Here is a 19,389-nt window from a genome sequence, read left to right on the forward strand (position 1 = left end):
ATTGGTCACATTGAGGCGACGATAACGGGCCGTAATCGAGTGACGACACTAAGCCTTTCAGTGTGAGACAATATTTCACGCGATTAGCGGAAATGCACGACACTTGTCAGACTCGTGGACGCTTTACGAACGCGTTCGGTTTACCGGAATAAGGGTCACTTTCGGGCAACTCGCTCTTCTTTGCGACTCATGCGCATCACGGCTAGGCGAGAGGGAAGGGCACCCCGCGCTCCGCCTCCGGCCTGGCGCCGTGGATGCGCCGCTCCCCCTCCGTGATCGACACGTCGTTGATGCTGGCCTCGCGCCGCCTCATCAACCCCTCGGCGTCGAACTCCCACAGCTCGTTACCGTAGCTGCGCCACCACCGCCCCGAGGCGTCGCGCCACTCGTACTGGAAGCGCACCGCGATCCTGTCGTCGCCGAAGGCCCAGAGCTCCTTGCGCAGGGCGTAGTCCAGCTCCCTGGCCCACTTCCCCGCCAGGAACCTCTCGATCTCCTCCCTGCCCGTGAGGAAGACGTCGCGGTTGCGCCAGACGGAGTCGGGCGTGTAGGCCAGGGCGACCCGCGCGGGGTCGCGGGTGTTCCACGCGTCTTCGGCGGCCTGGACCTTGGCCAGCGCGTCGGTCTCCGTGAAAGGCGGAACAGGCGGACGGGACATGACAAACCTCCAGCCAAGAAGGGCACGGGCGCGCCCTGTCATGTGTCCAGGCTTCCAGCGGTGGCCATGCAGTTGCCATGTCCATCGTGACTAGAATCCCTCAGATATGGACATCGTGATCCTGGCCTACCCCGGCGTCCGGTTGATGGACGTGACCGCGCCGCTGGAGGTGTTCGGCACCGCGGCCGGGTTCGGCGCGCCGTACAGGGTGCGGCTCTGCTCGCCGGCGGGCGGGCCCGTGATCACCTCAACCGGCGTCAGTCTGCTGACCGAGCCGCCCGTGACGAGCGCCCACACGCTGGTGGTGCCGGGCTAGCCCGGCCTGCCGGCCCACGGCGTCAGCGGGGAGCTGCTGGAGGCGGTCTCAGCGGTCAGCGCGCGACGGGTGGCCTCCGTGTGCACGGGCGCGTTCGTGCTGGCGGAGGCGGGGCTCCTGGACGGCAGGCGGGCCACCACCCACTGGCGGCACGCCGCGACGCTGGCCTCCCGCTATCCCGCGATCGAGGTGGAGCCCGACGCGATCTACGTGCGGTCGGGCGAGGTGCTCACCTCGGCGGGGGTGAGCGCGGGCATCGACCTGTCGCTGGCGATGGTCGAGCAGGACATGGGCGCCGGCCTGGCCAGGGAGGTGGCCCGCGATCTGGTGGTGTTCCTGCAACGGCCCGGTGGGCAGTCGCAGTTCTCGGTGGCCTCGCGCACGCCGCGCCCCAGGCACGACCCGCTGCGCGGGCTGCTGGACCAGGTGGCCGCCGACCCCGGCGCCGACCACTCGCTGCAGGCGATGGCCGCGAGGGCGGGCGTCAGCGTCCGCCACCTGACGCGGTTGTTCCACGAGCGCGTCGGCCGCACGCCCGCCGCCTACGTGGAGTCCGTACGGCTGGAGGCGGCCCAGTCGCTCCTCGACTCGGGCGAGACGGTCACAGGTGCCGCCGCGCGTTCGGGGATGGGCAGCGACGAGTCCCTGCGCAGGGCCTTCCTCCGCCACCTGGGGGTCACCCCCTCGGCCTACCGCGCCCGGTTCAGGACCTCGCTCTCGTGACCCCGTCGTGGCGGGAGCCCGCCCGCCCCGACGGAACGAGCCGCCTTGCCACGGCAGAGCCAACCCGGGCAGCGCCAGCCGAGACGAAGCGGGCCGGGACAGAGCGACCCAGACAGAGCAGGCCCGGACACAGCAGACCCGGGCAAAGCGAAAGGGCCCGCGCGCCAAGGCGCGGGCCCTTCCACAGACCGATCTAGTGACCGTGGCCGTGACCGTGGCCGTGACCACCGGCGGCCGGGGCCTCTTCCTCGGGCTTGTCCACCACGAGCACCTCGGTCGTGAGCAGCATGCCGGCGATGGACGCGGCGTTCTGCACGGCCGAGCGGGTGACCTTGACCGGGTCGATGACGCCCTGCGCCACCAGGTCGCCGTACTCACCGGTCGCGGCGTTGAGGCCGTGACCGACGGGCAGCTCGGAGACCTTGTGGGTGACGACGTAGCCCTCGAGGCCGGCGTTCTCGGCGATCCAGCGGGCGGGCTCGGCCAGCGCGCGGCGGACGACGCCCACGCCAGTGGCCTCGTCGCCGGACAGACCGAGGTCGTCGAGGTCCTTGGAGACGTGGATCAGCGCGGAGCCACCGCCGGAGACGATGCCCTCCTCGATCGCGGCGCGGGTCGCGGAGATCGCGTCCTCGAGGCGGTGCTTCTTCTCCTTGAGCTCCACCTCGGTGGCCGCGCCGACGCGCAGCACGCAGACGCCGCCCGACAGCTTCGCCAGACGCTCCTGGAGCTTCTCGCGGTCCCAGTCGGAGTCGGACTGCTCGATGGCGAGCTTGATCTCCTTGACGCGGTCCTCGATCGCCTGCGCCTCACCGGCGCCGTCCACGATCGTGGTGGCGTCCTTGGTGACGACGACGCGGCGGGCGCTGCCGAGCACCTCGAGGCCGACCTGGTCGAGCTTGAGGCCGATCTCCTCGCTGACGACCTGGCCGTTGGTCAGGATCGCGATGTCCTGCAGCATGGCCTTGCGGCGGTCACCGAAGCCGGGCGCCTTGACGGCGACGGAGGTGAAGGTGCCGCGGATCTTGTTGGTCACCAGGACGGCCAGGGCCTCGCCCTCGACGTCCTCGGCGATGACCAGCAGCTGCTTCTTGGTCTGGGCGACCTTCTCGAGCAGCGGCAGGAAGTCGGCGATGGAGGCGATCTTGCCCTGGTGGATCAGGATGTAGGGGTCCTCGAGGACCGACTCCATCCTCTCGGGGTCGGTGACCATGTAGGCCGACAGGTAACCCTTGTCGAACTGCAGGCCCTCGGTGAACTCGAGCTCCATGCCCATGGCGTTGGACTCTTCGACGGTGATGACACCGTCCTTGCCCACCTTGTCGAACGCCTCGGCGATCAGCTCGCCGATCTTGGCGTCCTGAGCGGAGATCGTCGCGACATTGGCGATCTCCTTCTTGTCCTCGACCGGCCTCGCGGTGGCCAGCAGCTTCTCGCTGACGGCCTTGGCGGCCAGGTCGATGCCGCGCTTGAGCGACAGCGGGGAGGCGCCCGCCGCCACGTTGCGCAGGCCCTCGCGGACCATGGCCTGGGCCAGGACGGTCGCGGTGGTGGTGCCGTCACCCGCGATGTCGTTGGTCTTGGTCGCCACTTCCTTGGCGAGCTGGGCGCCGAGGTTCTCGTAAGGCGCCTCGAGCTCGACCTCACGGGCGATGGTGACACCGTCGTTGGTGATCGTCGGCGCACCGAACTTCTTGTCGATGACCACGTTGCGGCCGCGCGGGCCCAGGGTCACCTTGACTGCGTCCGCGAGGGCGTTGACGCCACGCTCGAGAGCGCGCCGTGCGTCCTCTTCGAACTCCAGGATCTTCGGCATGGGAAAAGTCCTCTCAGCGTAGAAAGCCCCGGGCACTTGCGGGCCCGGGGCTTTCTCACGGCTTACTTCTCGATGATGGCGAGAACGTCACGGGCGGAGAGCACGAGGTACTCCTCGCCGCCGTACTTGACCTCGGTGCCGCCGTACTTGCTGTAGAGGACGATGTCGCCCTCGCTGACGTCGAGCGGAATCCGCTTGTCGCCGTCCTCGTCCCAGTTGCCGGGGCCCACCGCAAGAACCTTGCCCTCCTGCGGCTTCTCCTTGGCGGTGTCCGGGATGACCAGGCCGGAAGCGGTGGTCTGCTCGGCCTCAAGCGGCTGGACCACAATGCGGTCGCCGAGCGGCTTAACGGGAACCTTAGTGGCGGTCGTCACGATCGGACCTCCCCTTCAGATTTGAATGATCTAGAAGAGGCGACCAGCTGGGCCTGCCGTCGCGGGTGTCAGACCTGCCTCGTCGCACGTTGGCACTCTCGGTATGAGAGTGCCAACACGAAACATATGCAAGCAGGCTCTGCCCGTCAACACGAACCGCCCCGCTCCGCTTAGAGCGTGATTCCGCCGCCTCCCGAATCACCCATCGGGCGACATCTCGCACCTTGCCCCTCGGCCTCGTCCCCGGGTGCCTGCACTAACGTCGTACGGCGTGGACCACGACGCCTTCCTCTCCCTTCTGACGCCTCGCGGGCAGCGAGCACTCGCCGAAGCCGTCGAACTGATGGGCGCCGATCCCGTCGTGGCCGCCACCAGGATGCGCAGGACCCACGACGCCGACCTCACCTCGGCCGCCCTCACCCAGGCCACCCTCCGCCAACGGGCCGTGGCGAAGTTCGGCGACGACGCGGCGTCGATGTACTTCACCCCTCACGGCGTCGAGCAGGCCACCCGCCGCGAGGTCGCCGAGCACCGCGCCGCCCGCTTCCGTCCAGGGCAGCGCGTCGTCGACGTGTGCTGCGGCATCGGCGGCGACCTGATCGCGCTGGCCAGAGCCGGCTGCGAGGTCGACGCCGTCGACACCGACCCGCTGACCGTGGCCGTCGCCCGCGCCAACATCGACGCGCTCGGACTGTCGGAGCTGGCCACGGTCCGTACGGCCGACGCCGCGACCGTGGACCCCTCCGGCTACGACGTGCTGTTCGCCGACCCCGCCCGCCGTACGGCCAGGGGCAGGACCTTCGACCCCCACGCCTACTCGCCGCCGTGGCCCGTGGTCCTCGACCTGCTCGGCAGGGCGCCCGCCGCCTGCCTGAAGGTGGCGCCCGGCATCCCTTACGAGTTCGTCCCCGAGGGGGCGGAGGCGGAGTGGGTCTCGCACAGGGGCGAGGTCAAGGAGGCCGTCCTCTGGACCGGCCGCCTCTCGGGCGGCGCGGGCGTCAGGAGGGCGACGCTGCTGCCCGGAGGGAGCACGCTCACCGCCACCGGCGCCGAGGCCGAGGTCGGTCCGATGGGGCGCTTCGTCTACGAGCCGGACGGCGCGGCCATCCGCGCGCACCTGGTGGCCGAGGTGGCAGGAAGGGTCGGCGGCCGCCTCGCCGACCCGATGATCGCCTACATCACCGGCGACGATCCGGTCGACACCGAATGGGCTTCCAGGTACGAGGTGCACGAAGCCATGCCGTTTTCCGTCAAACGCCTGCGAGCCGCCCTCCGCGCACGCCAGGTCGGAAATGCGACTATCAAGAAACGCGCGTCGGCGGTCGACATCGAGCGTTTGCGGCGCGACCTGCGCCTTTCCGGCGACAAATCCGCGGTCGTCATTCTGACCAGGATTATGGACCGCCCTTCGGCGCTCATCTGTACCCCCTCTCGACCTGCGTAAATGACAAATCGGGGCGATACATTGATAATCGCGATCTTTTAAAGTCAGCCCCGAAGGATCTTGATCCAGCTACTAGGGTGGCCGGGCGGGAGTTCTCCCCTAACGAATCTGAAAACCACACCGCTGCGCGGCATACCGTCGGCGAGTGAAGGAGCTTTCGGTGGATCACTCCAACCACACCACCCTTCTCCAGGCAGGCAGCCAGACCGCCATCTCCGACAGGATGCGCGAGCTGCTAGCGCGCGCCGCCCAGGACCACGTCTACGAACAGCGCACCCAGGGCGCCGTGCTCGACGAGATCCGGCAGCGGCTTGAGGGCATGGAGTGGCTGCTGCGCGAGGTGCGCGAGCGGGAGCTCGGCGGCCTCAGCGGCGCGCTCGAGACCGTGAGCGGCCGCCTGGACGACATCACGACCAGGCCGCCGTCATGGGCCGAGGGGCTGGCCCAGCACGTCGAGGCGGTGCGCGACCACGTCGACGCCGTCGGCGAGCAGGTCGGCAACGTCGACGCGCGCGTCGAGTCGGTCAGCGAGCGGGTCAAGCCGGTGATCGAGCTGCCGAGCCTGTGGGCCGACGTCGGCGCCGTGAGTGAGAGCCTTGACGAGGCGCTCAGCCGCCTTCAGTCGGTCGTCGACAGCAGCGAGGGCATCTCCCAGCGCCTGGGCGACTTCGCGGGCAGGCTCGGCCAGCTCAACGCCAGCATGGAGGCCGCAGCCAACCGCTTCACCAGGCTCGACAAGTCGATGGCCGACCTCACCACGCGCACCGAGCGCATCGAGGCAGGGCTGAGCGCCCTGCCCGGTGCCGTCGAGGCCAAGTTCAAGACGGTCGACGAGGCCATGACCGCCTCCACCGAGCTGCTGTCGGCCTCGATCGAGGAGGTCGGCGCCAAGGTCGACGACGCCGAGAGCCGCCTGGCGGGCAGGCTCGACGGCCTCGACGGCAGGGCCGACAGGGTCGAAGGCCGCCTCGTCGCCGTCGAGACCAGGCTCACCAGCGTCGACGGCCGCATCGAGACGGCCGACGGGTGCCTGGCCGACATCGACACCCGTCTCGACGGCGTCGACGGCCGCCTCGGCGGGCTCGACTCCCGCCTGGCAGGCGTCGACCAGCGGCTCGGCGCCGTCGACGGCCACCTCGGCCGGCACGACGACCGCTTCGACGGGCTCGACGGGCGCATCGACGGCCGCTTCACCGCGCTCGACGAGCGCATGGCCGGCACGGGCAACCAGCTCGGCGAGACCGCCACCAGGGTCGAGGGCCGCTTCAACGACCTGGGCATCCACCTCGACACGATCGACGAGCGCCTGTCGGAGGTCGAGGAGCGCGTCGTCACCCGTTTCGACGGCCTCGACGCCACGCTCACCGGCATGTCCACCACCGCTGACAAGGCCAGCGAGCACCTCGAGGCCATCGACGACCGAGTGGAGGCCGTCAACCAGCGCGTCGGCCAGCTGCCCGTCACGCTGAGCATCAGCGAGCGCGTCGGAGAGCTGCTCGACACCCAGACGATCGAGCACGTCAAGCGCCTCGACGCCATCGACGAGCGGCTGACCGCCGCGGCGGCCGCGCTCACCGACGCCGTCACGGCCCGGCCCGACCGCGCCGAGCTGGCCGAGAGCGTCACCGGCATCGTCGAGCCCGCCACCACCGACCTCACCAAGCGCCTCGGCGCGCTGGAGGAGACCATGCTCGCCCTGGCCGAGGCGCTCCTGCGCCCGAGCCGCAACACGAAGGACTAGCGGCGACGCCCGGCGGGGTCACTACGCCGACCCCACCGAGCGTCCTGCGCCGGCCAGGGAGCCGCGCACGTCGAGCACGCGCTCCTCCACGTGATCGAGGGCCAGCCGTACCGCCCCGAGGGCCACGCCCTCGTCGTCCAGCGTCGACATCCTGACCTCGGGGGTCCGCAGGCACCATCTGTCGAGCTCCCTGCGCAACGGCTCGACCAGCACGTCGGCCGAGCGCGGCCAGGTCGAGCCCCCGTCCACTCGGGCAGCGCGTCGGTGAACATGACCCGTCCCGCGCCGTCGACCAGGCCGGTGGTGGCCACGCCCGCGGCCCACACCTCGGGCGCGCCCTGGAGGCAGGCCGTGATCGCCTCTCACGGCGGCCAGGCGCTCGGTCCTGCCCATCTCCGGCGTGACGGAGACCCTGACCCGGCGCTGCACGCTCCCGTCGAGGTCGGCGAGGATCGCGAGCACCTTGTGACCACCAATGTCGACACCCACGACCCTGCCCCGCGTCGGCCCTGAACCTGTAGCCGCGCGCCGGTCTGCCGACGCCCCCCGCGACGGGCGCGGCCTCGGCCACCCATCCCTTGCCCATCAGCTCCCGTACGACGTCCTCGGCGGACGCCCTCGACAGGCTGGTCCGCCCTGCCACGTCGGTGAGCGTGAGCGGCTGCTCACCGCGCGGCACGCCGATCACGACGAGAGCGTTGTGCCGGCGCAGGCGCAGCAGATCCATCTTGCCTCCGCCTCCTCGCAGAACAATGATGGGTTCCGTGATCATCAGTCCAGGGGAAGGTCACATGGCTGGAGTGACGCTCGCCGTCGTCGGCGCGGGCCTGCGAGGGCTCACCTACGCCCGCAGGGCGCACGCCACGGGCGCGGGGCGCGTGGTGACGGTGGCCGAGCCGGATCCACAGCGCAGGGCCGCCTTCGCGGCGGAGTTCGGGATCTCTCCCGACCTCGTCCACGCCGACTGGAAGGACCTGGCGGCCGCGGGGAGGCTCGCCGACGCGGCCTTCATCACGACCCAGGACCAGCTGCACGCCGAGCCCGCCGTGGCGCTGGCGGACCAGGGTTATCATGTTCTCCTGGAGAAGCCGATGGCGACCAGCGAGCGCGAGTCCGTCATGATCGCCGACGCCGCCGCCCGCAACGGGATCATGCTGGCCGTCTGCCACGTCCTGCGCTATACGCCCTATACGCAGGCGCTGAAGGGCCTCCTCGACGAGGGGCGCATCGGGCGGCTGGTCAACGTCCAGCACCTCGAGCCCGTCGGCTGGTGGCACCAGGCCCACTCCTTCGTGCGCGGCAACTGGCGGCGCGAGGACACCTCGGCGCCGATGCTGCTGGCCAAGTCGTGCCACGACATCGACTGGCTGATCTATCTCTTCGGCGCAGGCCCCTCCAGGGTCGCCTCCTTCGGCGGCCTCAGCCATTTCAGGGCCGAGGAGAGGCCCGAGCACGCGGCGGACCGCTGCCTCGACTGCCCGCTCGAGCCCAGCTGCCCGTACTCGGCTCCCCGCCTCTATCTCGGCTGCCTGGGTGATCCCGCTCGGGAGTTCTGGCCGCTGTCGGCGGTCACTGCGGGCCGTACCGAAGAGGAGGTCCTGGAGGCGCTGCGCACCGGGCCCTACGGACGCTGCGTCTACGCCACCGACAACGACGTCGTCGACCACCAGGAGGTCACGATGGAGTTCGCGGACGGCGCGACCTGCTCGTTCACGATGAGCGCGTTCACCCCCATGGACCACCGCAGGACCCGCCTGTTCGGCACGCACGGGCACATCGAGGGAGACGGCCGCGTCCTGCGTGTGGTCGACTTCAGAGACGGCAGCGAGGAACTCGTCGACACGCACGTGGCCGCCGGCCCCTCGGCGGCCGAGGGGCACGGCGGCGGCGACGCGGGTCTCACCGACGCCTTCCTCGCCGCCGTCTCCACCGGCGACCCGAGCCTGCTGCGCTCCGACGCCGCGGCGAGCCTGGCCACGCATCGCGTCGTCTGGGCCGCTGAGCGTGCCCGCCTGTCAGGCACGGTGGTCACCCTCTAGAGCGCCACCGCCCCGGACAGGAGCCCCGCGTCAGCGGGTCACGCCGATCGTCGCGCCGGGCACGAGCGCGTGACGGTAGCGCTCACCTTCCCCCTGGACGTGCAGCCGAGCGTCACGCACATCAACACCACGTTAAGCACCCCCGATGGCGCTGGGCAACGCCATGCCTCTCCTGTGACATTGACCCTGATGTCGCCGCCCCTGATCATCGACGATGTGCCCACGCGCCCAGCCGTCGCCGCGGCCTCGCTGATCGCCCTCATGCTCCTCAGCGCCTGCGGCGACCAGCCCTCTGTCGAGCGGGTCGCGCTCGACTTGACCGTTTCCTCGCCTGCGGATCTCCCGGCGCCGCAGCCCATGACGACACATCCCGCGCTGGCCCCGACGGGCCCGCCCCGCTTCGTCGTGACGGCTCGGGTGCCGATCACCTACTTCCCAGAGAACTCCAAGACTGCGATCCAGACCCCGGTGCCGCCCGTCGTCCACGACGCCACGACCGGGGCCTTCATCGCCGACATCCGGCTGCCGCAGGGCGTGCGCGGTTCGTGGCAGCTCGTGGCGGCCGCGCCCGACAACCGCACCTTCCTGCTCTCGGGATGGACCGGCCCGTACTCCGCTCTCCGGTTCTTCCGCGTCCATCTGTCCGAGGACGGACGGCCCGGGCAGCCCGAGCTCGTGCCCGGCTTCGAGGGCGAGGGGAACAACCCCGGCACCGCCCTCGCCCTGAGCCCCGACGGCACCCGGCTCGCCTATGCCACGCCCGTCCTGGGAGGAGGAGCGAAGGTGACGGTGGCCGAGCTCGCCACCGGAGCGCGCCGCGACTGGGCCACGCGCGCCTTCTCCATGGTGCCCGGGCTGGCCTGGGCACCTGACGGGCAGCGTCTGGCGCTCGTGGGGAGTGGCTGGGGGCTGGGCGTCCTCGACCCTGCCGTGCCAGGCTCCGACCTGCTCGCCGCCGCACGCCCGGTCAAGCCGGGCAAGGGCCTGTGGCTGCCCCAGTCCGTGGCCTACACCCCTGACGGCGCCGCCCTGGTGTACTCGGTCGGTCACACCGTCGAACGCCTCGCCCTCCGCGAAGGGGCCGCCCCGGAGGTCCTGGCGAGGGTCGCGCTGCCTCCCGACGCGTCGCTGAGCCTCCGGTTCAGTCTCGACGGCACCGGGAGGTACCTGCTCCACACCCACGGCAGGCGCTTCTACCGGGTGGACCTCCAGGACGGGTCGACGACGTCACTGCCCATCGAGGTCGGCGCCCACCCGGGTGAGGACCTGTCGCCCAACGCCGTCTGGTGAGCCGCCTCAGACGTGCACCGTGGTGATGGGCAGCGAGGAGTCGGCGGGGATCTCCAGTGACGAGGGGGCCACGCCCGCCGCGACCAGGTCGGAGCCGAGCGTCGCCACCATCGCGCCGTTGTCGGTGCACAGCCCCGGGCGCGGCACGCGCAGCCGTACCCCCGCCTTGTCACAGCGCTCCTGCGCCAGCGCCCGCAGCCGCGAGTTTGCCGCCACGCCTCCGCCGATGAGCAGGTCGTGCACGTCGTATCGCTTGCACGCCTGCAGCGCCTTGCGGGTCAGGACGTCCACGACGGCCTCCTGGAAGGAGGCGGCGACGTCGGGGACGTGGATCGACTCGCCCGACGCCTCCCGCGCCTCCACCCAGCGCGCCACGGCCGTCTTGAGCCCGGAGAAGGAGAAGTCGAAGGTGCCGTCGTCGATCTTGCCGCGCGGGAAGGCGATCGCCGTGCCGTTGCCGGAGACGGCGGCTTTGTCGATGTACGGGCCGCCGGGGAAGGGCAGCCCGAGGACCCTGGCCACCTTGTCGAAGGCCTCGCCCGCCGCGTCGTCGACCGTGGAGCCGAGCGAGATGACCTCCTCGGCCACGTCGGGCACCAGCAGCAGCGAGGAGTGACCGCCCGAGACCAGCAGCGCGATGCAGGGCCGGGGCAGCGGGCCGTGTTCGAGCTGGTCGACGGCGACGTGCGCGGCCAGGTGGTTGACGCCGTAGAGCGGCACCCCGAGCCCGAGCGAGTAGGCCTTCGCCGCGGCGACGCCCACCAGCAGCGCGCCCGCCAGGCCTGGGCCCGCGGTGACGGCGATCGCGTCGATGTCGGAGAACTTCACCCCCGCGCCGGCCAGCGCGGCCTCGATGGTCGGCGTCATCGCCTCGAGGTGCGCCCTCGAGGCCACCTCGGGGACCACGCCGCCGAACCTGGCGTGCTCTTCCATGCTGGAGGCGATGGTGTTGGCCAGCAGCGTGTGGCCTCTGACGATGCCGATGCCGGTCTCGTCGCAGGACGTCTCGATGCCAAGGACCAGGGGTTCGTCAGCCATCCAGCTTCCTCTTCATCATGATCGCGTCGGTGCCGTCGTCGTAGTAGCGGCGGCGCACCCCGATCTCCTCGAATCCGAACCGTTCGTAGACCGACCTGGCCCGCGGGTTGTCGGAGCGGACCTCGAGGAAGATCTCCACGGCTCCCCTCCTTCGCGCCTCCGCCAGCAGTTCGGTGAGCAACGCGCTGCCGGTGCCCTTGCTCTGGCGATCGGCCAGCACCGCGATCGTCTGCACGTCGGCCTGGTCGGCGGCCACGGCCAGCCCCGCGTAGCCGATGATCTGCTCGTCCTCGACCGCGACGACGTAGTGCCTGGTGCGCGGCTGGTCGGCCAGCTCTCCGCGGAGCATGCCCTCGCTCCACGCGTCGAGGGGGAAGGTCGCCCGTTCGATCGCCATGACCGCGGGCAGGTCGGCCTCGGTCATCTGCCTGAGCTTCACGCCGTCACCTTTTTCGGTGGCTTGGGCACCACCGCGTCGGGCCTGCGCAGGTAGATCGGCCTGGGCTCGTCCAGCGCGACGCCCGCCGCCAGCCGCTCGGCGGCCAACGCGGCCATGAACCCGCCATAGGGGTACGGCGGCGCGTCCGTCCGGCCGAGGAAGTCGGGGTAGAGCCCCGCCCCCGCCCCGACGACCGGCAGCCCCTCCACGGGCACGTCGGCGGGCCTGTCGACGAACGGCCCGGCCAGCCTGTTGCGCAGGTCGGCGTAGCGGGCCCAGAAGACCTCCTTGCGCCTGGCGTCGGTGGCCACGAGGAACTCCTGCGTGAGCCCGCTGCCGTAGGCAACGGCGTCGAGACTGCAGATGCCGTACGCGGGCACGCCCACGGCGGTCGACAGCGCCTGCGCGGTCATCAGGCCGACCCGCAGCCCCGTGTAGGGACCGGGGCCTGAGCCGGCCACGATCGCGGTGACGTCGCGCAGCGCGGCGCCCGCCTCGCTCAGGACCTTCTCGATGGTGGGAACGAGCAGCTCACCGTGACGGCGGGCGTCGAGCACCGTGGACTCTGCGAGCACCGAGGCGCCGTCGTGCAGCGCGGCGGTGACGGCGGGGGTTGCGGTATCAAAGGCCAGGACCAGCACGAATATCTAGCCTAGTGCGTCGCGGCAGGTGCTGCCCGACTACGACCAACCTGTTCGGTGGCGCAGCCACTCCAGCGCCACCACGCCCTGCGCCCGCTGGAAGGCCCTGACCGTGGGCAGTCCCGGCGGGTCGGGCTGACGGCCGTTCCAGACGAAGAAGCCGGTCAGCCCGGCGAGCACGGCGGTCACGGCGGGGTCGGGAGAGTCGAAGAGGTCCTGCGGCGGCGGCCCTCCCTGCATGCGCACCGAGGGCAGCATGGCCAGGATGTCGATCCACGGGGCTCCGACGCACGCCCACGGCCAGTCCACGACGTACACCTGGTCCTCGGTGAGCAGGAGGTTGTCGGCCCTGAGGTCGGCGTGCACGAGCGTGTCGCCCTCGGCCGCCTCCGCCCAGCCCGACTCCAGCTCGGCCAGCGCGTCCAGGTGACGCAGCGCCCACGGGTCGAGGCCGGTCGTGTCCTCCTCCAGCAGCCGCCGCCATCCGGTGAAGGTGTCCTTGTACCTCTCGGCGAACGTCGGCGCCTCGACGGGCGAGGGGGTGAGCCTGGCCGACAGCTTGCCGACCGCGTCGAGGACGCGTCGCAGCTCCTCGTCGCGCCACGGCATCGCGGGCGGACGCCCCTCGATGTCCTCGAAGACCAGCGCCACCCAGTCGCCGGTGTCGAAGGAGGTGAGCAGCCTCGGCGCGGGCACGTCGGCGGGCAGGCTCGCGGCGATCGCGGCCTCCCACCGGTAGACCCTGATGGAGTCGGGGTTAGGCGAGCTGCCGCACGCCTTCACGAAGGCGCGTCTGCCGTGCTCGGTGCGCAGCCGGACGGCCGCCGCGGGAGAGAAGCCGCCCGTCTGGGTGACCGCCTCCACCACGCGACCGCCGAGGAAGCCGGCGATCCGGAGGCGCAGGGCCTCAGGCACGTCCTGCCAGGGGAGGCGTACCCCGGCGGCGGGCGGATTGATCTCGTCGTCCATCCGCCCATCATCGCGACTCTCAGGCCAGCTTGACAGGCGACGCGTAGACGATGACGTTGTCCTGGTACTCGTGCCTGGCGTAGTCGAAGATCCCTCCGCAGGTCACGAGCCGCAGCCCCGACTCGGTGTAGACCCGCTGGGCGGGGAAGCGCTCCTTGTTGACCTGCTCCACCGACTCGACCCGGTACTCGGCCACCTTGCCGTCGCTGCGCGTCACCTTGACGACCTGTCCCCTGCGCAGCTGCCTCAGCTTGTAGAAGACCGCGGGCTCCGTCTTGGTGTCGACGTGACCGATGATCACCGAGGCGCCCTTGTCCCCCGGCACCGCGCTGTGCTTGAACCACCCGGCCAGCTTGGGCTTCTCGTACGGCGGGAGCTCCACCTCCCCGTTCTTGGTCAGCCCGAGCTTCATCAGCGGCGCGTCGAGGTCGATGGCGGGGATGTCGATGCTCTCCGGCACGACGGAGGCCGGTGTGGCCTCCTCCCGCACCTGCAGCGTCCTGCCGAAGGCGACCAGCACGAGACCTGTGGCGGCCCCCGCGAGGACCACCCGTGACATCCGAGCCATGTCTAGCTACGGCGGCGCCGGAGCGCCAGGCCGATCCCCCCGGCCAGGGCCAGGCCCAGCAGCACCCCCGCGGGGCCGAACGGAACGCCCGACTCGTCCTCGGCGCCCTTGGCGAACGTGCCACCGCCGCCGGCTCCCGGCGCCTTGGTGGGCACGACGGTCCTGGTCGAGGTGGGCGTGGCCGTGGGCCCAGCGGCGACGACGCGCAGGGTGGCCCTGCCGGTGTCGTTGGTGCCGTCGCACTTGACGCTCACCGCGTAGTTGCCGCGCTTCATGGTGCTGGAGACCTGGGCGTCACCGCGCACCCATGGAACGGGGGCCGGCGTGGCGGTCGTGGTGGGGGTGGCGGTCGGGGTGGGCGGCGGCACGGGGTCCAGCGTGACCGCCGCGAGGAAGGCCTTGGAGGTGGCGGTGCCGCTGTGCTCGGGGCCACCGGTCGGCACGGGGCAGTTGGCCAGGATCCACACCGTGGAGTTGTCGCCGGCCGTCACCCTGTCGGGGTTGAGCCTGACATCGATGTTCTGCCTGGTCGTCGTCGTAGCGGTCGCCGTCGCCGTCGCGGTGGCCGTCGCCGTGCCCGTCGCCGTCGCCGTCGTCGTCGTGGTCGCTGTGCCGGACGGCGTGCCGGTCTGCGCCTGCGCCGAGCACCCCGCCACTCCTAACAAGAGGAAGGCCCCCGCGTACGCGACTCGCCTGACCGTGAGCACCGCCGCACCCCACTTCGCCGATATCCATCAGCATCCACCCGAATTGGATGCTGCACCCCACCTGATACCCAGAAAATCTGGGTGAACCCATGACCAAATGATCTCAGTCTTGTGCTGGGGTTGCCGGAGTTTTGGCGTTAGACGGGATCAGACGGCGTGTCGGCCCAGCGAGGACCCACTCCGCGCAGGGTGACCGAGCGCGCCTCGTCGTCGTCGCCGCCCGACCGGGTGATGTGAATCTCGAGTCTTTCGTCCGACAGGCCCTCCACCAGACCCTCGCCCCACTCGACGACGGTCACCGACTCCTCCAGCGAGGCGTCGAGGTCGAGATCGTCGACCTCGAGGTCGCCGCCGAGTCGGTAGGCGTCGACGTGCACCAGCGGAGGCCCGTCGACCAGCGACGGGTGGACGCGGGCGATGACGAAGGTGGGCGAGGTGATGGGGCCCCGCACCTTGAGCCCCTCGGCGATGCCTTGGACCAGCGTGGTCTTCCCCGCGCCCAGCGGGCCCGACAGGATGACCAGGTCGCCGCCCCTGAGCCGGGCGGCCAGCCGTACGCCCAGCGCGCGCATGTCCTCGGTCGTGGCGGCGGCAGTCACAGTTCCACCCTCTTCACCAGGTCGCGCAGGGCCTCGTTGACCACGCCTGGACGTTCGAGCTGGATGAGGTGCGAGGTCTCGGGCACCTCGGTGAGTTGAGCCTTCGGCAGCGCCGCCGCGATCGCCCTGCTGTGCTCAGGCGGCGTCAGCCAGTCTTTCTCCCCGACCATGATCGCGGTCGGCACCCCGTCGAGGACCCCGAGCGCGGACAGCTTGTCGTGGTTCATCAGCGCGGGGTAGAAGTCGGCGATCACCTCGGTCGGCGTGGAGCGGATCATGGACTCCACGAAGTCGACCACGGTCGGGCTGACGTTCTTGGAGTCGCCGAAGCCGAAGTGGCGCAGCACCAGGAAGGCCACGTCGTTGCCCACGTGGCGGGTCTTGTCGACCAGGGAGCCGCCCCTGCCGAGCACGGAGACCGTGGCGGGGGCCACCTTGTGCAGCCCCTTGGCCACCAGCGCGGGCAGGCCGAGGGTGATCTCGGCGAGCTTGCCCGCGCTGGTCGCGATGAGCGCGACGCCGCGGATCCTGTCGCCGAACAGCTCGGGATGGCTGTCGGCCAGCGCCATGATCGTCATGCCGCCCATCGAGTGGCCGACCAGCACGCACGGACCCTGCACGAAGGTCTCCAGCACCTCGTAGAGGTCCTCGCCCAGCCGTTCTATCGAGCTGTCCTGCTCGCCTCCGCGCTGCGAGAGGCCGTGGGAGCGCTGGTCCCACAGCAGGATGCGGTAGTCCTCGCGCAGGTCGCGCCGCTGGTAGTGCCAGGAGTCGAGGGTGTGCGTGTAGCCGTGGCAGAAGACGATCGTGACGGGGGCGTCTTCGGGGCCGTCGATCTCGATGTGCAGCGCCACCTCGTCGGAGGTGATCAGCGTGCGCTCCCTGCCCCTCAGCTCGCCGAAGGGCTCGTCGGCCTCGGGGTCGGGCCGCAGCCTGATGCGGCCGACCGCGTAGCGCTTGGCCAGCGCGGCCGCCGCGACACCCGCCGAGGCGGCGCCGACGATCGCGCTCGCGATGCCGACCTTCCGCCGTGTCGTGGTCGTCATGCCTCCACCCCCTGGTACACCCTCGGCACACGCGCGCCGAGCCTCGTCACGATCTCATGCGTGATGGTGCCGAGGATGTCGGCCCATTCCTGACAGGTCGGTTCGCCGTCCGTTCCAGGGCCGAACAGGACGACCTCGTCGCCGTCGGCCAGGGGGGCGCCACCCACGTCGATCATGAACTGGTCCATGCAGATCCTGCCGACGACGGGTCGGCGCGTGCCTCCGGCCATGACCTCGACCCGCCCAGTGGCGCTCCTGAGGATGCCGTCGGCGTAGCCGAGAGGGACCAGGCCGAGCGTGGTCTCCTCCGTCGTGGTGTAGAGGTGGCCGTAGGAGACCCCCACTCCCTCGGGCACCCGCTTGGCCAGCGCGACCCTGGCGGCCAGCGTCATCGCGGGGCGCAGGCCGAAGTCGCCCTGCTCGGGGATGGGGCTCAGGCCGTACATGGCGATGCCTGGCCGTACGAGGTCGTAGTGGGTGCGCGGCAGAGTCAGGATCGCCGCGGAGTTGGCGAGGTGCCTGATCACCTGGGAGCCCGCGACTCCCGCCTGCTCGGCCAGCTTCAGCGCGCTCTCGTAGGCGTCGATCTGCAGGTCGATGGAGGTGTGCCCGGGCAGGTCCGCGCAGGCGAGATGGGACCACAGGCCGACGACCTCGACCGCGCCCTCGGCCTGCAGCCGCGCCGCCTCGCGCAGCAGCCCAGGCCATGCGGCCAGGGGCGCGCCGCCCCTGCTCATGCCCGTGTCGGCCTCGAGGTGGACCATGGCCGTCGTGCCCGTACGGCGGGCCGCGGCGGCGATCTCCACCAGCCTGCCCTCGTCGGAGGCCGACAGCTCGATGTCCGCCTCGAGCGCCTCGTCGAGCGGCTCGCCCGGCGTCAGGATCCACGACAGGATCGGGACGGTCACGCCCGCCGCCCGCAGCGCCAGCCCTTCCCTGATGTAGGCGGTGCCGAGCCTGCTCGCCCCGCCCTGCACGACCGCCATGGAGGTGGCGACCAGGCCGTGTCCGTAGGCGTCGGCCTTGACCGCGCCCATCAGCTCGGCGCCGTCCGCCCATTCCTTGAGCAGCCTGACGTTGTGCCTGATGGCGGTCAGGTCGACCCGCGCCTGCGCGGGCGTCGCCTCACGGAAGCTCATGTTTCCAGTTTGTCAGCTCCGCCGACCGCCTGAGCGTGATTCGCCTCTCAGTGACCGCATCGCGAGGGGGATCGCGGCCGCGACGTCGGCGGCGGTCAGCGGCGCGCCGTCGGCCGCCATGCGGCCCGCCAGTCCGTGCAGGAAGGCGGCGCAGGCCCCGGCGTCACAGGCGCCGAGCCCTCCCGCCAGCAGCGTTCCTCCCACGCCCGACAGCACGTCGCCCGTGCCGCCCGTGGCCAGCCACGGGGTGCCCGTCGGGTTGACCCTGACCGGCCTGTCCTGCTCGGCGACCACCGTCGTCGACCCCTTGAGCAGCACCGTCACGCCCAGCTCCGCCACGGCCCTGCGGGCGTGCTCGAGCCGCGCCCCCGCCACCCTGTCGGCGGGCACCCCGAGCAGCCGCGACAGCTCGCCCGCGTGCGGGGTGATCAGCACCGGCGCGGTACGGCGCAGCAGCCCCTTCTCCCTCGCCACGATCGTCAGCGCGTCGGCGTCCACCAGCACGGGCACGTCGGTGGCCAGCACCCTGGCGACCAGCTCGTGCGCCCAGTCGTCGGTGCCGAGCCCCGGACCGACCACCCACGCCTGGACCCGTCCGACGCTCTCGAGCGAGGGGGTCTCCAGCTGCGTGATCACCGCCTCGGGCCAGCTGGCCCGCACCTGGTGCACGGGCGGCGCCGTACCCACGTAGCGGACCATCCCCGCGCCCGCCCGCAGCGCTCCGCCGACCGCGAGGACGGCCGCGCCGGTGTAGCGGTCGCTGCCCGCCGCGACGCCGACCACGCCCCTGCGGTACTTGTCCGACTCCGCGCCTGGCCGCGGCAGCAGGTCGTCGACGTCCTCGGCGGTCATCGCCGCCACGTCGGGGTCGGGCAGGTGGGGGCCGAGGCCGATGTCGACGAGTTCGAGCGCGCCGACGTACGAGGCGCCTGGATCGACGAGCAGGCCGGTCTTGACCGCGCCCATCGTCACCGTCAGATGGGCCCGCACGGCCGTCCCCGCGACGCGGCCCGTGCTCGCGTCCACGCCGCTGGGCACGTCCACCGCGACGACCAGCGCCTGCGCGGCGTTCGCCCTGTTCGCCAGCGACGCGTACGGCTCCCGTAGCGCCCCCGTGGCGCCGATGCCCACCAGCCCGTCGACGATGAGGTCGGCCTCGCCCATGTCCTCGGCGACGCGCCCTCCCGCCCGCAGGAAGGCCGCCAGGCCCTCCTCGTGCGTCTTGGAGCCCGCGAGCAGCGCCTCGACGCGCGCGCCCCTCCTTGCCAGCCATGCGCCCGCGTGGAGGGCGTCGCCGCCGTTGTCGCCGCTGCCGACGAGGACGAGCACGCGTGAGCCGTACACCCTGCCGAGCAGGCCCGCGCAGACGACGGCCAGGCCGGTGGCGGCGCGCTGCATGAGCGCGCCCTCGGGCAGCGTGGCCATCAGCGTCAGCTCTGCGGCCCTGATCTGGTCGGCGGTGTAGGCGGTGCGCATGATCCGAAACTAACCTTCGGCGATCACGTAGGCCAGCGCGATGCCCCCGTCGTGGCTGAGCGAGAGGTGCCAGCGCTTCACCCCGAGCCCGTAGGCCACCTCGGCGGCCTGGCCGCTGATGTGCAGCTCGGGTTTGCCGTGCTCGCCCGTGCGGACCTCGGCGTCGAGGTGGCTGAGACCGGGCGGCGCGCCGAGCGCCTTGGCGACCGCCTCCTTGGCCGCGAACCTGGCCGCGAGCGACTGGGTACCGAGCGTCCGCTCGCCCTCGGTGAACAGCCGCGAGCGGAGCCCCGGCGTGCGCTCCATGGTCGCCTCGAACCTGGCCACATCGACCACGTCCACCCCGATGCCCAGAATCATCCACCC

General features: G+C 71.3%; 22 protein-coding genes. 7 read left to right on the plus strand and 15 right to left on the minus strand.

Translation table 11 applies throughout. The features are described 5' to 3' along the window. Positions 1-202 precede the first annotated feature (202 nt). Positions 203-658: a nuclear transport factor 2 family protein gene (locus FHR33_RS21715; RefSeq protein ID WP_183650749.1), complete on the minus strand. Its 456-nt coding sequence runs from the start codon at positions 656-658 to the stop codon at positions 203-205. A 106-nt stretch (positions 659-764) separates the two neighbouring features. Between FHR33_RS21715 and FHR33_RS52735 the strand changes: the two genes are divergently transcribed. Both FHR33_RS52735 and FHR33_RS21720 read left to right on the plus strand, forming a co-directional pair. Then, positions 765-974 carry a helix-turn-helix domain-containing protein gene (locus tag FHR33_RS52735; protein ID WP_312895652.1) on the plus strand — a complete coding sequence of 70 codons (210 nt, stop codon included), beginning with the start codon at positions 765-767 and terminating at the stop codon, positions 972-974. A gap of 69 nt (positions 975-1,043) precedes the next feature. Next, positions 1,044-1,697, plus strand: a complete 654-nt coding sequence (locus tag FHR33_RS21720; RefSeq protein ID WP_312895653.1) for a GlxA family transcriptional regulator — start codon at positions 1,044-1,046, stop codon at positions 1,695-1,697. A 193-nt stretch (positions 1,698-1,890) separates the two neighbouring features. Here the strand turns inward: FHR33_RS21720 and groL are convergent, their stop codons facing one another. Together groL and groES are read right to left on the minus strand one after the other, a co-directional pair. Then, positions 1,891-3,513 carry a chaperonin GroEL gene (gene groL, locus FHR33_RS21725; protein WP_183650752.1) on the minus strand — a complete coding sequence of 541 codons (1,623 nt, stop codon included), beginning with the start codon at positions 3,511-3,513 and terminating at the stop codon, positions 1,891-1,893. Between the two features lie 62 nt (positions 3,514-3,575). Next, positions 3,576-3,887 (minus strand): co-chaperone GroES, encoded by a 312-nt coding sequence (groES, locus tag FHR33_RS21730; protein ID WP_043623565.1) that lies wholly within the window; start codon positions 3,885-3,887, stop codon positions 3,576-3,578. Between the two features lie 271 nt (positions 3,888-4,158). Here groES and FHR33_RS21735 point away from each other — a divergent pair, with 271 nt between their 5' ends. After that, on the plus strand, positions 4,159-5,331 hold the full coding sequence (locus FHR33_RS21735) for a class I SAM-dependent methyltransferase (protein ID WP_312895654.1): 1,173 nt from the start codon (positions 4,159-4,161) through the stop codon (positions 5,329-5,331). A gap of 160 nt (positions 5,332-5,491) precedes the next feature. Continuing rightward, a complete protein-coding gene (locus FHR33_RS21740; protein ID WP_183650756.1) occupies positions 5,492-7,072 on the plus strand; it encodes a coiled-coil domain-containing protein in 1,581 nt (526 codons plus the stop codon). 21 nt (positions 7,073-7,093) lie between these two features. Here FHR33_RS21740 and FHR33_RS49165 read toward each other — a convergent pair whose 3' ends face one another. After that, positions 7,094-7,321, minus strand: a complete 228-nt coding sequence (locus tag FHR33_RS49165; RefSeq protein WP_221241190.1) for a hypothetical protein — start codon at positions 7,319-7,321, stop codon at positions 7,094-7,096. Between the two features lie 15 nt (positions 7,322-7,336). Between FHR33_RS49165 and FHR33_RS49170 the strand changes: the two genes are divergently transcribed. From FHR33_RS49170 to FHR33_RS21755, 3 genes are all read left to right on the plus strand, one after another. Continuing rightward, on the plus strand, positions 7,337-7,585 hold the full coding sequence (locus FHR33_RS49170; RefSeq protein ID WP_221241191.1) for a hypothetical protein: 249 nt from the start codon (positions 7,337-7,339) through the stop codon (positions 7,583-7,585). A 278-nt stretch (positions 7,586-7,863) separates the two neighbouring features. Then, complete coding sequence (locus tag FHR33_RS21750) at positions 7,864-9,111, plus strand: Gfo/Idh/MocA family protein (RefSeq protein ID WP_183650760.1); 1,248 nt, start codon at positions 7,864-7,866, stop codon at positions 9,109-9,111. Between the two features lie 189 nt (positions 9,112-9,300). Then, the gene (locus tag FHR33_RS21755) at positions 9,301-10,401 is read left to right on the plus strand and encodes a WD40 repeat domain-containing protein (protein WP_183650762.1); all 1,101 of its coding nucleotides are present in this window, start codon (positions 9,301-9,303) and stop codon (positions 10,399-10,401) included. Positions 10,402-10,407: 6 nt separating this feature from the next. Here FHR33_RS21755 and tsaD read toward each other — a convergent pair whose 3' ends face one another. The 11 genes from tsaD to FHR33_RS21810 form a co-directional block, all read right to left on the minus strand. After that, positions 10,408-11,439 (minus strand): tRNA (adenosine(37)-N6)-threonylcarbamoyltransferase complex transferase subunit TsaD, encoded by a 1,032-nt coding sequence (gene tsaD / locus FHR33_RS21760; protein ID WP_183650766.1) that lies wholly within the window; start codon positions 11,437-11,439, stop codon positions 10,408-10,410. Beyond that, positions 11,432-11,863, minus strand: coding sequence for a ribosomal protein S18-alanine N-acetyltransferase (rimI, locus tag FHR33_RS21765; RefSeq protein ID WP_183660221.1), 432 nt, complete (start codon positions 11,861-11,863; stop codon positions 11,432-11,434). The genes tsaD and rimI overlap by 8 nt, the downstream gene beginning before the upstream one ends. Before the next feature lie 11 nt (positions 11,864-11,874). Further along, positions 11,875-12,519, minus strand: a complete 645-nt coding sequence (gene tsaB / locus FHR33_RS21770) for a tRNA (adenosine(37)-N6)-threonylcarbamoyltransferase complex dimerization subunit type 1 TsaB (RefSeq protein WP_183650769.1) — start codon at positions 12,517-12,519, stop codon at positions 11,875-11,877. Between the two features lie 39 nt (positions 12,520-12,558). Then, complete coding sequence (locus FHR33_RS21775) at positions 12,559-13,488, minus strand: phosphotransferase family protein (RefSeq protein ID WP_183650771.1); 930 nt, start codon at positions 13,486-13,488, stop codon at positions 12,559-12,561. 19 nt (positions 13,489-13,507) lie between these two features. Continuing rightward, the gene (locus FHR33_RS21780) at positions 13,508-14,047 is read right to left on the minus strand and encodes a class F sortase (RefSeq protein ID WP_246452034.1); all 540 of its coding nucleotides are present in this window, start codon (positions 14,045-14,047) and stop codon (positions 13,508-13,510) included. A gap of 11 nt (positions 14,048-14,058) precedes the next feature. Then, a complete protein-coding gene (locus FHR33_RS21785) occupies positions 14,059-14,763 on the minus strand; it encodes a hypothetical protein (protein WP_183650777.1) in 705 nt (234 codons plus the stop codon). A 137-nt stretch (positions 14,764-14,900) separates the two neighbouring features. Then, positions 14,901-15,335, minus strand: a complete 435-nt coding sequence (gene tsaE / locus FHR33_RS21790; RefSeq protein WP_183660222.1) for a tRNA (adenosine(37)-N6)-threonylcarbamoyltransferase complex ATPase subunit type 1 TsaE — start codon at positions 15,333-15,335, stop codon at positions 14,901-14,903. Positions 15,336-15,358: 23 nt separating this feature from the next. Continuing rightward, complete coding sequence (locus FHR33_RS21795) at positions 15,359-16,408, minus strand: alpha/beta fold hydrolase (protein WP_183650781.1); 1,050 nt, start codon at positions 16,406-16,408, stop codon at positions 15,359-15,361. Then, complete coding sequence (gene alr / locus FHR33_RS21800; RefSeq protein WP_183650784.1) at positions 16,405-17,547, minus strand: alanine racemase; 1,143 nt, start codon at positions 17,545-17,547, stop codon at positions 16,405-16,407. Before alr ends, FHR33_RS21795 begins: the two co-directional genes overlap by 4 nt. Positions 17,548-17,559: 12 nt before the next feature. Further along, complete coding sequence (locus FHR33_RS21805; protein WP_183650786.1) at positions 17,560-19,023, minus strand: NAD(P)H-hydrate dehydratase; 1,464 nt, start codon at positions 19,021-19,023, stop codon at positions 17,560-17,562. 9 nt (positions 19,024-19,032) lie between these two features. Then, on the minus strand, positions 19,033-19,383 hold the full coding sequence (locus FHR33_RS21810; protein WP_183650790.1) for a holo-ACP synthase: 351 nt from the start codon (positions 19,381-19,383) through the stop codon (positions 19,033-19,035). Positions 19,384-19,389 lie beyond the last annotated feature (6 nt).

It is taken from the genome of Nonomuraea dietziae (genome assembly GCF_014195505.1).
Taxonomy (GTDB): domain Bacteria; phylum Actinomycetota; class Actinomycetes; order Streptosporangiales; family Streptosporangiaceae; genus Nonomuraea; species Nonomuraea roseola.

Coding starts and splice junctions, on each gene's coding strand:
- FHR33_RS21715 (WP_183650749.1), bottom strand. CDS start 658: ATGTCCCGTCCGCCTGTTCCGCCTTTCACGGAGACCGACGCGCTGGCC.
- FHR33_RS52735 (WP_312895652.1), top strand. CDS start 765: ATGGACATCGTGATCCTGGCCTACCCCGGCGTCCGGTTGATGGACGTG.
- groL (WP_183650752.1), bottom strand. CDS start 3,513: ATGCCGAAGATCCTGGAGTTCGAAGAGGACGCACGGCGCGCTCTCGAG.
- FHR33_RS21750 (WP_183650760.1), top strand. CDS start 7,864: ATGGCTGGAGTGACGCTCGCCGTCGTCGGCGCGGGCCTGCGAGGGCTC.
- FHR33_RS21755 (WP_183650762.1), top strand. CDS start 9,301: ATGTCGCCGCCCCTGATCATCGACGATGTGCCCACGCGCCCAGCCGTC.
- tsaD (WP_183650766.1), bottom strand. CDS start 11,439: ATGGCTGACGAACCCCTGGTCCTTGGCATCGAGACGTCCTGCGACGAG.
- rimI (WP_183660221.1), bottom strand. CDS start 11,863: ATGACCGAGGCCGACCTGCCCGCGGTCATGGCGATCGAACGGGCGACC.
- FHR33_RS21775 (WP_183650771.1), bottom strand. CDS start 13,488: ATGGACGACGAGATCAATCCGCCCGCCGCCGGGGTACGCCTCCCCTGG.
- FHR33_RS21780 (WP_246452034.1), bottom strand. CDS start 14,047: ATGTCACGGGTGGTCCTCGCGGGGGCCGCCACAGGTCTCGTGCTGGTC.
- tsaE (WP_183660222.1), bottom strand. CDS start 15,335: ATGCGCGCGCTGGGCGTACGGCTGGCCGCCCGGCTCAGGGGCGGCGAC.
- FHR33_RS21795 (WP_183650781.1), bottom strand. CDS start 16,408: ATGACGACCACGACACGGCGGAAGGTCGGCATCGCGAGCGCGATCGTC.
- alr (WP_183650784.1), bottom strand. CDS start 17,547: ATGAGCTTCCGTGAGGCGACGCCCGCGCAGGCGCGGGTCGACCTGACC.
- FHR33_RS21805 (WP_183650786.1), bottom strand. CDS start 19,023: ATGCGCACCGCCTACACCGCCGACCAGATCAGGGCCGCAGAGCTGACG.
- FHR33_RS21810 (WP_183650790.1), bottom strand. CDS start 19,383: ATGATTCTGGGCATCGGGGTGGACGTGGTCGATGTGGCCAGGTTCGAG.